Genomic DNA, 11,053 nt, shown 5'->3' with positions numbered 1-11,053 from the left:
CTGGCGGGTAAAGATGTGTCATTTTATGTCAGTGTTATGACAATAAAAAAGCGAACATCAATGTTCGCTTTTTCACATCCAGGTAGCACTTACTGGGAGTCGATATCTTTCAGGTCATCCTGAATCGCCGCCGCGTTCGGGTTCGCCTCTGGCTTAAGCTGGCCGCCGTTAGCCAGGAAGTCATGGCGCTGGAAGTAGGCTTCACGCACGGTGATATAAGGATCGGCTGACTGGCGCAGCAGGCCGTCGGAATCCAGCAATTGGGCACGCGTTTCGACGCCTTCGACCGCCCATTTACCGATGGACATCGGCCAGGTCAGCCAGGAAAGCACCGGATACAGCGTATCGACAAAATCACCGCCGTCTTCGCGCAGCGTGAAGCTGCCGTAGCCCGGTAACATCACATAAGGACCGTAGCCTACGTCGTAATGGCCCAGCGTGCTGCCGAAGCGGTGAGGCTCGACGCGCTGAAGTTTAGGGTTAGCCATCCCGGCCACGTCGATGAAGCCCCCCATCCCCAGCAGGGTGTTCAGGAAGAAGCGCGTAAAGTGCACCATTCCCTGGTACGGGTCGCCCTGCACGAAGTAGTTCACCATCGTGGCGGGCTCTTCGAGGTTGCTGGTGAAGTTGCTCAGGCCGTTGCGCGCGGGCACCGGCACATAGTCACGCCACGCTACGGCCACCGGACGTAATACATACGGGTCCAGCACGTTGTAGTTGAAGTTGAACATTGAACGGTTGAACCCTTCGAGCGGGTCCGAACGCCCCTGAGGCTGCTGGCTACCAGAACTGGCACATCCCACTAATACCGTTGTTGCCAGAGCAAGTCCGGTCAGGCGGAAATTCATTAGCGTCTCCCTATTATTGTTTGTCTGCGCTTTCAGTGGTGCCCGGTTAAAGCTGGGCCCTCGCCTGATCGATACTGCGCTCAATGACGGCGCGGCGCTGGTCGTTTGCCGGTAAAATTTTCAGCATCATCTCCCACGCCCCAATCGCCTCACGGTAGTTCTGGCGCTCAAAAGCATTGAACGCCAACAGGCTGAGCACGCGAATATTCGTGTGGTCATCTTTTAACATTTCGCGGAGCAGAAGCCCACCAAGCTGGTTATCCTGCGCGTCGGCAGAGCGGGTCAATACTTCAGCATAGCCCAGCTTTGCTTCGCCGTTTGTGGGCGCAAGTTTATATGCGTGAGCAAAAGCCTGTGTCGCCGTTGTGGCGTTATTCAGCACCATGCCAATGCGCCCAAGCATCATCCAGCCTTCAAGATTATCAGGCTGTTGCTGCAATCGCGTGCGTAATCCTAACCCAAGACGCGCCATCTCTTCCATAGTCAGCGGCGCGGCCTGCGGGTCAAGAACACGTTTTAACAACGCTGGCGTCTCGGCCGTCGCCTGCCGCCAGGCCTGCACCTGCGCCAGACCGGACGTTTTCAGATAACTGCCAGCGCTGACCGCCAGCAGCAGCACGCCCCCCGGCAAGAAGACCCACAGCGAGATTTTCCCTGAGGTTATCCCTCCGTTCAGCGCCGGATTTTCTTCCGTGAGCGAAATCTTTTGCCGCCTGCGGCTGCGCAGCACAATCACCGCCGCACCACCGACAATAAACAGCCCCGGCAACACCCAGAGGATCACCGTGGCTGGCGTCAGCGGCGGCTCATAGGTCACAAAATGGCCGTAACGCTCCACCATATAGTCCACAATTTGTTGCTTGCTTTTGCCCTGCTGCATCAGCTCGTAGACTTTAAGCTTCATGTCTGAGGCAATCATTGCGTTGGAATCCGCAATACTGTTGTTCTGGCATTTCGGGCAGCGCAGCGCCTCGGTTAGCTGACGGAACTGCTGCTCCTGCGCTTCATCTTTAAAGGTGAAGGTATCAATGACCGCCGCCGCATGTACGCTAAACAGCATGCCGATAAGCAAGAAAACTACGCGTATCATGAGCCCGCCTCCTGGCTGTATTTTTCCCACAGCGGCTTCAGCTCCTGCTGCCAGACGCGATCGTTCAGATCGCCCGCGTGGCGATAGCGGATGATCCCCTTGCCGTCGATCAGGAAGGTTTCCGGCGCGCCGTACACGCCGAGATCCAGCCCCAGCATGCCATTGCCGTCAAACAGGCTTAGCCTGTACGGGTTTCCGAGATCGCGCAGCCAGGTAATCGCTTTGTGGCGATCGTCTTTATAGTTCATGCCGACGACGCGGACGCCCTGCGCGGCAAGCCCGTTAAGAAACTTGTGCTCGGCGCGGCAGGTTGGGCACCAGGTCGCCCAGACGTTCAGCAGCAGCGGCTTGCCGTCCGCCAGCACTTCCCGCCCCCACTCTTTACCCGGCTCATCGAGCGATTCCAGACGAAACACCGGCACAGGCTTACCAATCAGCGCCGACTCCAGATCCGTGGGCGCTTCGCCCTGGGCATTGCGCGCCAGCTGCCAGAGCAGCAGCGAGGCCAGCAGCAGAAACAGCGCCAGCGGAATAAAAAGATAGCGGCGCTTCATGCTGCGGCCTCCGGCTTAACTTTACGGCTGCGATAACGCGGGTCACACAGGCAGCAAAGCCCGCCGAGGGCCATCAGCAGCCCGCCCGCCCAAATCCAGCGCACGAAAGGTTTGTAATACAGACGCACCGCCCAGCTGCCATCGTCCAGCTCTTCGCCCAGCGCGGCATAAAGGTCACGGGTGAAACCGCCGTCGATGGCCGCCTCGGTCATCATCGCCCGGTTGCTGTTATAGAAACGCTTTTCGGCGTGCAGCGTGGCTTCCGGCTTGCCGTGGCGGGTGACGTCAATCACGCCCACACCGCCGCGGTAGTTAGGGCCGGTGATGTCCCGCACTTCCCGGAACACAAAGTGGTACTGATGAATATCAATGCTGTCGCCGGACTTCATGCGCACATCGCGCTCGACGCTGTAGCTCTGGCTAAAGGCGATGCCGACCACCGTCACCGCCAGGCCCAAATGCGCGGAAACCATCCCCCAGTGGCTGGCAGGAATTTTGCGTAACCCATCCCAGAAGCCGTGGCGATGCGTGGCGCGCTGATAAACCTCCATCAGCGCCAGCACAAAGACCCAGACGGCCATCAGCAGGCCGACCACCGTCATCGCCTCTACGCGATCCTGCATCAGCCACGGTAAAAGCAGCGACAGCATCAGCGTGATAACCACCGCCGCCAGCAGATGCTTGCGCAGCTTGCCCGGCTCGTCGCGCCGCCAGCGAACCAGCGGCCCAATGCCGAGCATCAGCGCAAACGGGGCCATCAACGCAGTAAACATCGTATTGAAGAACGGCTCCCCGATGGAAATGCTGCCGAGGCCAAGCTGCTTATGCACCAGCGGCAGCAGCGTACCCAGCAGAACCACCAGCATGGCGGCAATCAGCAGGACGTTGTTGCCGAGCAGGAAAGACTCGCGCGACCAGAGATCGTTGCTCACGCGGGAGCGGACTTTGCTGCCTTTGACCGCATACAGCAGCAGCGAACCGCCGATAACGACCACCAGGAAAGCCAGAATAAACATGCCGCGCGCCGGATCGGACGCAAAGGAATGCACCGACACCAGCACGCCGGAGCGCACCAGGAACGTGCCCAGCAGGCAAAGGGAAAAAGCGCTTATCGCCAGCAGCACCGTCCAGGCTTTAAAGCTGCCGCGTTTTTCGGTAACGGAAAGCGAGTGGATAAGCGCAGTGCCTGCCAGCCACGGCATAAACGAGGCGTTTTCTACCGGGTCCCAGAACCACCAGCCGCCCCAGCCCAGTTCGTAATAAGCCCACGCCGAACCCAGCACAATCCCCACGGTCAGGAAAGCCCAGGCCGCCAGCGTCCACGGGCGAGTCCAGCGCGCCCAGGCGCTGTCCAGCCTGCCGCCCAGCAGCGCCGCAATCGAGAAAGCAAACGCCACAGAGAAACCTACATACCCCATATACAGCAGCGGCGGGTGCAGAATCAGGCCGATGTCCTGCAGCAGCGGATTTAAATCTCGCCCTTCCAGCGGGTAGTCCGGCAGCGTGCGGATAAACGGATTGGAGGTGAAAATAATAAACAGCAGGAAGCCGAAGTTAATCATCCCCATGACTGCCAGCACGCGGGCGTGGTCTTCTTTAGGCATGCTGCGCCCGGTGAGAGCAACGGCAAACGTCCAGCCGCTCATCATCAGCACCCACAGCATCAATGACCCTTCGTGCGCCCCCCAGGTGGCCGCCACGCGATACCAGACCGGCAGCTCGGTATTCGAGTTGTTGGCGACGTAAAGCACGCTGAAGTCGTTCACCACGAAGGCGTTAACCAGTATCAGGAATGATGCGCAAAGGGTGATAAACAGCGCCCAGCTAAACGGCCGCGCGGAGGCCATCAGCCGCTTGTCACCGCGCGCGACGCCCCAGAGTGGATAAACGCTTAATAACAAAGACCAACCGAGCGCCAGGCAAAGCAGGAACCCACCGATTTCCGGCATCATGAGGCGTTATCCTTATACACTTCCGGGGCCTGCTGGTGATTTTGTTCCATCGCCGCTTTCACCTCCGGCGGCGTGTAGTTTTCATCGTGTTTCGCCAGTACTTCTTTGGCGTGAATAAGCGTGGCGCCTTCTATCACGCCCTGGGCAACCACGCTCTGCCCCTCGCGGAACAGATCCGGCAGAATGCCCTCGTAGGTCACGTCCACCACGCCACGCGCGTCATACAGCTTGAAGCTGACCTTCAGGCTTTGGCTGTCGCGCTTCACGCTGCCCGGCATCACCATGCCGCCGATCCTCAGGCGCTGCCCGGTTTCCGGCATTAAATGACTTTCGCCTTTGCCGTAGATAATTTCGCCGGGGGTATAAAACAGGTCGATATTGCTGCGCAGGGCGTACAGCACGAGCGTTATTGTCAGCCCAAGACCGGCCAGCACCGCCACGGCCAGATAAAGCCGGTTTTTACGACGCGGATTCACTTAAACTTCCTCCTGGCGCTGGCGAGCGACACGAATACGCTGCTCTCTGGCCTGCTGGCGCGCCACCGCCCGTAGAATGGCGCGGTGCTGGTAGCGGGTATGAAAAATCAGCCCAAGCAGCGGCAGAAGCGTAAAAGCCACCGCCAGCCAGACATAAAAGGCGTAGCCGCCCATGGCGAAAAACTCGCCCCAGTGTGTGAACGCCCACGTCATGATTTTGCTCCTTTGCCGTTAGCAAGCGCTAACACCCACGGACGGCGGCTTTCCTGTAACAGCAGCAGGTTACGCAGGCGCATCAGGGTAAGCGTGATAAACAGCGCGAGGAAGCCGAAGATAGTCCAGCGCAGCGGCGTACGCATGGAAGGGTCGATGGACTGCTGCATATTGGTCGAGCCCTGATGCAGCGTGTTCCACCACTCCACCGAGAAGTGAATAATCGGCAGGTTCACCACGCCGACCAGCACCAGAATCCCGGCGGCGCGGCCCGCAAGACGACGATCGTCAAACGCACTGTACAGCGCGATGGCCCCCACGTAGAGGAACAGCAGCACCAGTTCGGAGGTCAGCCTCGCGTCCCAAATCCACCAGGTGCCCCACATCGGCTTCCCCCAGGCGGAGCCGGTGACCAGGGCGATAAAGGTAAATGCCGCCCCGATGGGGGCCATCGCCATCACCGCCAGATCGGCGGTTTTTATTTGCCACACCAGGCCAATAAAGGCGGCAATCGCCATGCTGGCGTAAACGCCCATGGACCACATCGCCGCCGGGACGTGAAGGTACATGATCCGGTAGCTTTGCCCCTGTTGGTAGTCCGCCGGGGCAATACCAAAGCCCCAGACGCAGCCGACCACCAGCAGCACCGCGCTGAGGATAGCCAGCCAGGGCAGCAGGCGGCCACAAAAGTGGTAAAGCCGCTCGGGTTTAGCCAGCTGATGTAATGTTTTCCACATAGGTTTTGCTCACAAAACAAAAAATAAAGTTATGCAACGCTTACCCGCAGCGCCGCCGCCGTAGCGAACGGGCTTAGCGTGGCGCTGCCGGCCAGCAGCGCGCCAAGAATTGCCATATAGCCCTCCACCGGCAGATGCATCGAGGCGGCATCCATCGCGGCGGTGGCAAAAATTAAAAGCGGGATAGTCAGCGGCAGCACCAGCAGGCTGAGCAGCACCCCGCCCCGCTTCAGACCAACCGTTAACCCCACGCCGGGTGCGCCGAGAAAGCTCAGCGTCGGCGTCCCCAGCAGCAACGTGGCGGCCATCACCTGCCAGCCATAAAAATCCAGCCCGAGCAGCAGGGCCGCCAGCGGTGAAAGCAATAACAACGGCAGCCCGGTCACCACCCAGTGAGCGGTCACTTTCGCCAGCACCACCAGCGGCAAAGGCACCGGCAGCAGCATCAGCTGTTCCAGCGAGCCGTCCTGAAAGTCATCCCGGAACAGCCTGTCCATCGCCATTAAAGAGGCCAGCAAAGCCGCCACCCAGATAATACCCGGCGCAATGCGCGCCAGCAGCTGCGGCTCCGGGCCAATGCCGAGTGGAAACAGGGTTATCACAATCAGGAAGAACCACAGCGGGTTGGCGATTTCAGCCCCGCGACGAAACACGACCTGCAGTTCGCGCCAGAAAATGCGCCTAATCATAAACAGCTTCCTGCAAATGAATCTGCCGTATAGCGCAACTTAGCGGCTGATGGCTGGTGAGAATAACTATCCCGCCTGCTTCGGCGTGCTGCTGCAGACGCCGGGTCAAGCGCTCAATGCCGGCGGCGTCCAGGGCGGTAAACGGTTCATCCAGAAGCCAAAGCTTTGCCGTGGAAAGCCACAGACGAGCGAGCGCGGCGCGGCGCTGCTGCCCGGCGGAAAGCTGGTTGACGGGGAAATCTTCGAAGCCGAGCAGCCCGGTTTGCTCGAGCGCAGCCCACAGCTGTTTTTCAGCTACATCGGCATGAAAAAAGGTGAGATTTTCAAAAGGGGTGAGAACGGATTTGATCCCCGGCTGATGGCCAATCCACAACAGGTCACCGTGGAAATTATCGCGTTGGCGGCGAAGTGGCTGATTTTGCCAGAAGACTTCGCCCTCATCGGCCTGCGCCAGTCCGGCCAGAATACGTAAAAGCGTGGTTTTCCCCGCGCCGTTTTTGCCCGCCACCTGCACCATTTCTCCCGGCTCAACGCTAAACGACAGCGCGTTGAACAGCGTGCGATCGTCACGCTGGCAGGTCAGTTGTCGGGCTTCTAGCATCAGGAGGCGCTCCTTGTCTCGGGTGACGCTAAGCATATCATATCGCCCTGTTTTCTTCAGGTTACCCCCGACGCCTTCGGCTACTCCATTAGGGTTAATTGGCTTATTCAGATCAAAACCGGGGCGATTATTCCCATTCGCCAAAAACGCGGGATAAAAACCGCTACGCTTAAGTGAACATTTTCTGACCTGGAACCGCCCTGATGGACAAGATCGAGCCCGACAAAATAGCTAAAAACGATGAGCTGGCAGTGGACAGCGACGAGAAATCGAGCGGCAAGAGAATAGAAGTGGATGAGGATCGCCTGCCCTCCGGCGCGATGGCAATTCACGAGCACATTCGCCAGGACGGGCAAAAAGAGCTGGAGCGCGACGGCATGGCGCTGTTCTGGTCTGCCGTGGCGGCGGGTTTGTCGATGGGGGCTTCGCTGCTGGCGAAAGGGATTTTTCACGTCAACCTGGTCGGCGTGCCCGGCAATTTTCTGCTGGAAAATATTGGCTACACCTTTGGTTTTATCATCGTCATTATGGCGCGCCAGCAGCTGTTTACTGAAAACACCGTCACCGCCGTGCTGCCGGTGATGCAGCACCCGACCACCAGCAATTTGGGGCTGCTGATGCGGCTATGGGGCATTGTGCTGTTCGGGAATATCGTCGGCACCGCGATGGCGGCGCTGGCCTTTGAATTTATGCCGATATTCGACGAAGCCACCCGCCAGGCCTTCGACGATATCGGCATGAAGGTGATGGCAAACCCACCCGGTGAGATGTTCGCCAATGCCATTATCTCCGGCTGGATCATCGCCACCATGGTGTGGATGTTCCCTGCCGCGGGCTCGGCAAAAATCTTCGTTATTGTGCTGATGACGTGGCTGGTTGCGCTGGGTGATTTAACCCATATCGTGGTCGGCTCGGTCGAAATTCTCTATCTGGTGTTCAACGGCACGCTGCACTGGAGCGAGTTCTTCTGGCCGTTTGCCCTGCCCACCTTAGCCGGAAATATTTGTGGCGGAACGTTCATTTTCGCGCTGATCAGCCACGCGCAGATCCGCAACGATATGAGCAATAAGAAGAAGGCCGAAGCGAAGCGGAAGCAGGAGGAAATGAGCCGACATTCAGCGAAGAGCGGAAAATGTGACGGGTAAATTGTTCATCTTCCAGGCAAACGGACCGCCAACCCCTTAACCTGCCTCGAAAAGCGGGTATACTACGCCCGCCGCGTTCCCTTAGTTAAATGGATATAACGAGCCCCTCCTAAGGGCTAGTTGCAGGTTCGATTCCTGCAGGGAACGCCATTATATTTCACCTTTCTGCTCTGCCTTTCTTTCAAACTCGTCATTAAAAATACCTTCTGCTATCAATGCAGTGAGCTTTGCATATCCACAGCATGGAATCACCGGAAGCATTAAGGATATAATCCCGTCAACGATCCCTCAGCAGTCGAAAAGAACATGACAAAACTTACGTTACAAGAGCAGATGCTCAAAGCAGGCCTGGTCAGCAGCAAAAAAGTGGCTAAAGTGCAGCGCACCGCGAAGAAATCACGCGTGCAGGCTCGTGAAGCTCGGGAAGCCGTGGAAGCCAACAAACAGGCTCAGGTTGAGCGCGATAAAGAACTCAGCGAACAGCAAAAGCAGGCCACTTTAGCCAAAGAATATAAGGCGCAGATCAAGCAGTTGATCGAAATGAACCGCATTGTTATTTCGAAGGGTGATATCGGCTATAACTTCACGGACAATAATTTAATTAAAAAAGTGTACGTCGATAAGGTGGCCCAGACGCAGTTGATCAAAGGCCGCCTGGCCATTGCCCGCCTGATTTCAGATAAAAACCCTGAAGGTGAATACGCCATTATTCCCGCAGGCGTTGCCGATAAAATTAAACAGCGCGATGCCAGCTTTATCGTGCTGAGCAGCGACCTGGCGCCAGAAGACAAAGACGAAGACGATCCGTATGCGGACTTCGTGGTGCCTGATGATTTGATGTGGTAACGATTCATTGCGTTAAGGCAGCCTGGTTTTGCCGGGCCGCCTGGTTAATTTTTTTCAATCATATTGAGGATCAAATCAAGCGGGAAGATTATTTCACTGGTCTGTCTGAGTTCTTCCGTTGTCCACCAGCGGTGCTCCCGAATGACTTTCTTTTCGTTGTCAGTCCACCTCGCACGGTCAATATCTGATTTATCCACATGAAGGGTAAAGAAACGCTCTGCCGCAAGAACCGTTTCACCGCTGGGCAGCATCATTTCGAAGTTTCTGGCTGCTACCTGCTGCCCTGCCGTGGTTCTTGTTAACCCCGTTTCCTCAAAGAGTTCTCGCAAAGCGGCCTGTTCATATGATTCACCGTGTTCAAGCCCTCCGCCCGGCGTTGCCCAGTATGATTTTCCACGCAAAGCATCCTCTGTATGGCAGAAATTAAACAGCAAGACATGATTTTCTGGGGAAATAACTATCCAGCGAGAGGATGGTCGAATACGCACAAAACCCCCTGATACAGGTTATTCATCATTATTTGAAAGTGGACTTAGAATCGTGCATAGATTTACGGCAATATAATATCAGAAATGAGGCAGTTAGCCGGAAATCATCCCGTTCCCCCCGCCCTTACATATTTTTATATCCAGTGATTTTACTGTTACGGCGGTCTGCTGACTGAATACCTCTTTCTGCATAAAGCGGGGGAAAGCACTGCCGGACGGGATCAAAGAGGCAGATCCGCACCCGGTCGTTTTAAAATTGACTACAAAACCTTATGTTTGAAGCGAGCAGGACGATAGCTTGCAGGAATCTCTTCGCGCCTGCCGTCGCGTATTTCTTCAGCAACCAGTCGTCCTATTGTCGCCGCGCAGGTCACCGCCGGATGCATAACAGCGACATACACTCCCCGGCTCTCGTCAGTAAAACCAAGCACTGGATGCCCATCCTGAGGCACAGGGCGCTCTCCCACCGAGTAATGCATCAAAGAGGCCGATTCTGCCCCCCGGAGATGCTTTCTGACTGAGGCCTGAGCGGCGCTCACGGTTTCTGTCACCTGGCCGCTTTCCGGATAATCCTCGGCGGCCAGGAGATCTCCGTTGTGGGCATGCCTGACTTCTATCTCGTTCCCGGCGATTAGCGTGTTGACTACCCGTTGAGGGACGGCAAACCGCAGCAATATAGCGGGGGATGTCAGAACGGGGACGGGAATTCCCACCCGCTGGGCCAGCTCGGGAATTCCCGCGCCACAGGCCAGTACCACACAATCTGCCTCCCATTGTCCCTGACTGGTCTGAACGCCTGTTACTTTACCTTCGGTGGTGCAGATAGCCGTCACGGTCGTTTGCTTGTGCAGGACGACGCCCATCCTACAGGCATGTTCCAGTATGGCACGCGTCGCCTCGGCGGCATCCACGGTTCCGTCTTTTGCTGCATAGCGGGCTTCAGGGGGAGGACATACCATCGCAGGTTCAAGGCTGGCTATTTCAGACCTGTCGACCAGGCGTTCTCCCGGTAAGCAGGCCTGAGGGGCTGAGTCGTATTTCAACGAACCACTCCAGCTAATCTGCAGGTCAGGAATTTGGGCCTGCAGTCTGCGCCAGTCGGCAAATGCGGCTCGCCGGAGAAACACATCCGCCGCATCATCACTGACCGCACCGGTCAGCCAGCCAAACGCGCTGCCTGTCGCCCCGGAGGCAGGCTCATTTTGTTCAATCAGAGTGACGTCAAATTCAAGACGGGCCAAATGCCATGCGATTGAAGCCCCGACGATCCCGGCCCCCACTACAACTATTCTTTTTTTGCTTCCGACCACGCCGGCCTTCTCCTGAGGGTAAGAAATTCAGGCCATGATGCGAAATTTAGGGGGTACGGGCAAGCTACCAGAATTGCGGCCCGTTACCCTCGAGATAAACCGGG

13 protein-coding genes and 1 tRNA gene are annotated in these 11,053 nt (G+C 57.1%); 3 read left to right on the top strand and 11 right to left on the bottom strand.

The window, feature by feature from the left end; all coding sequences use genetic code 11:
• Positions 1-89: 89 nt before the first annotated feature.
• The 9 genes from mlaA to ccmA are packed head-to-tail and all read right to left on the bottom strand — an operon-like array spanning position 90 to position 7,160.
• Positions 90-848, bottom strand: coding sequence for a phospholipid-binding lipoprotein MlaA (gene mlaA, locus F3J28_RS01670; RefSeq protein WP_008459669.1), 759 nt, complete (start codon positions 846-848; stop codon positions 90-92).
• Between the two features lie 46 nt (positions 849-894).
• Entirely contained in the window at positions 895-1,908 is a 1,014-nt protein-coding gene (locus tag F3J28_RS01665) for a cytochrome c-type biogenesis protein CcmH (protein WP_502706891.1), read from the bottom strand.
• A gap of 26 nt (positions 1,909-1,934) precedes the next feature.
• Positions 1,935-2,492 (bottom strand): DsbE family thiol:disulfide interchange protein, encoded by a 558-nt coding sequence (locus F3J28_RS01660; protein ID WP_166872115.1) that lies wholly within the window; start codon positions 2,490-2,492, stop codon positions 1,935-1,937.
• Positions 2,489-4,444 (bottom strand): heme lyase CcmF/NrfE family subunit, encoded by a 1,956-nt coding sequence (locus F3J28_RS01655; protein ID WP_166872113.1) that lies wholly within the window; start codon positions 4,442-4,444, stop codon positions 2,489-2,491. The genes F3J28_RS01660 and F3J28_RS01655 overlap by 4 nt, the downstream gene beginning before the upstream one ends.
• Entirely contained in the window at positions 4,441-4,920 is a 480-nt protein-coding gene (gene ccmE, locus F3J28_RS01650) for a cytochrome c maturation protein CcmE (protein WP_166872111.1), read from the bottom strand. The genes F3J28_RS01655 and ccmE overlap by 4 nt, the downstream gene beginning before the upstream one ends.
• Complete coding sequence (gene ccmD, locus F3J28_RS01645) at positions 4,921-5,133, bottom strand: heme exporter protein CcmD (RefSeq protein WP_008459664.1); 213 nt, start codon at positions 5,131-5,133, stop codon at positions 4,921-4,923.
• Entirely contained in the window at positions 5,130-5,870 is a 741-nt protein-coding gene (locus F3J28_RS01640) for a heme ABC transporter permease (protein ID WP_166872110.1), read from the bottom strand. Before F3J28_RS01640 ends, ccmD begins: the two co-directional genes overlap by 4 nt.
• A 29-nt stretch (positions 5,871-5,899) precedes the next feature.
• Positions 5,900-6,559 (bottom strand): heme exporter protein CcmB, encoded by a 660-nt coding sequence (ccmB, locus tag F3J28_RS01635; protein WP_038480670.1) that lies wholly within the window; start codon positions 6,557-6,559, stop codon positions 5,900-5,902.
• Positions 6,552-7,160 carry a cytochrome c biogenesis heme-transporting ATPase CcmA gene (ccmA, locus tag F3J28_RS01630; RefSeq protein WP_166872108.1) on the bottom strand — a complete coding sequence of 203 codons (609 nt, stop codon included), beginning with the start codon at positions 7,158-7,160 and terminating at the stop codon, positions 6,552-6,554. Before ccmA ends, ccmB begins: the two co-directional genes overlap by 8 nt.
• Positions 7,161-7,363: 203 nt before the next feature.
• On the opposite strand from ccmA, the gene F3J28_RS01625 reads away from it, so the two are divergent.
• The 3 genes from F3J28_RS01625 to F3J28_RS01615 all read left to right on the top strand — a co-directional run bounded on the left by F3J28_RS01625 (position 7,364) and on the right by F3J28_RS01615 (position 9,151).
• Complete coding sequence (locus F3J28_RS01625) at positions 7,364-8,305, top strand: formate/nitrite transporter family protein (protein WP_166872105.1); 942 nt, start codon at positions 7,364-7,366, stop codon at positions 8,303-8,305.
• Between the two features lie 75 nt (positions 8,306-8,380).
• A tRNA-Arg gene (locus F3J28_RS01620) sits at positions 8,381-8,455 on the top strand.
• A gap of 156 nt (positions 8,456-8,611) precedes the next feature.
• A complete protein-coding gene (locus tag F3J28_RS01615; protein ID WP_166872102.1) occupies positions 8,612-9,151 on the top strand; it encodes a DUF2058 domain-containing protein in 540 nt (179 codons plus the stop codon).
• 44 nt (positions 9,152-9,195) lie between these two features.
• Here the strand turns inward: F3J28_RS01615 and F3J28_RS01610 are convergent, their stop codons facing one another.
• Together F3J28_RS01610 and F3J28_RS01605 are read right to left on the bottom strand one after the other, a co-directional pair.
• Positions 9,196-9,639, bottom strand: a complete 444-nt coding sequence (locus tag F3J28_RS01610; protein WP_166872099.1) for an NUDIX hydrolase — start codon at positions 9,637-9,639, stop codon at positions 9,196-9,198.
• 260 nt (positions 9,640-9,899) lie between these two features.
• Complete coding sequence (locus tag F3J28_RS01605) at positions 9,900-10,949, bottom strand: NAD(P)/FAD-dependent oxidoreductase (protein ID WP_166872098.1); 1,050 nt, start codon at positions 10,947-10,949, stop codon at positions 9,900-9,902.
• Between the last annotated feature and the right edge of the window lie 104 nt (positions 10,950-11,053).

This window comes from Enterobacter sp. Ap-1006, assembly GCF_011752835.1.
In the GTDB taxonomy this organism is placed as follows: Bacteria; Pseudomonadota; Gammaproteobacteria; order Enterobacterales; family Enterobacteriaceae; genus Cedecea.
The sequence above is the reverse complement of the archived record's forward strand: the minus strand, read 5'-3'. Positions and strand labels throughout refer to the sequence as shown.

Excerpts from the sequence above, each read along its gene's own strand:
- mlaA (WP_008459669.1), bottom strand. The coding sequence starts at position 848 with ATGAATTTCCGCCTGACCGGACTTGCTCTGGCAACAACGGTATTAGTG.
- F3J28_RS01665 (WP_502706891.1), bottom strand. The coding sequence starts at position 1,908 with ATGCTGTTTAGCGTACATGCGGCGGCGGTCATTGATACCTTCACCTTT.
- F3J28_RS01660 (WP_166872115.1), bottom strand. The coding sequence starts at position 2,492 with ATGAAGCGCCGCTATCTTTTTATTCCGCTGGCGCTGTTTCTGCTGCTG.
- F3J28_RS01655 (WP_166872113.1), bottom strand. The coding sequence starts at position 4,444 with ATGATGCCGGAAATCGGTGGGTTCCTGCTTTGCCTGGCGCTCGGTTGG.
- ccmD (WP_008459664.1), bottom strand. The coding sequence starts at position 5,133 with ATGACGTGGGCGTTCACACACTGGGGCGAGTTTTTCGCCATGGGCGGC.
- F3J28_RS01640 (WP_166872110.1), bottom strand. The coding sequence starts at position 5,870 with ATGTGGAAAACATTACATCAGCTGGCTAAACCCGAGCGGCTTTACCAC.
- ccmB (WP_038480670.1), bottom strand. The coding sequence starts at position 6,559 with ATGATTAGGCGCATTTTCTGGCGCGAACTGCAGGTCGTGTTTCGTCGC.
- ccmA (WP_166872108.1), bottom strand. The coding sequence starts at position 7,160 with ATGCTAGAAGCCCGACAACTGACCTGCCAGCGTGACGATCGCACGCTG.
- F3J28_RS01625 (WP_166872105.1), top strand. The coding sequence starts at position 7,364 with ATGGACAAGATCGAGCCCGACAAAATAGCTAAAAACGATGAGCTGGCA.
- F3J28_RS01615 (WP_166872102.1), top strand. The coding sequence starts at position 8,612 with ATGACAAAACTTACGTTACAAGAGCAGATGCTCAAAGCAGGCCTGGTC.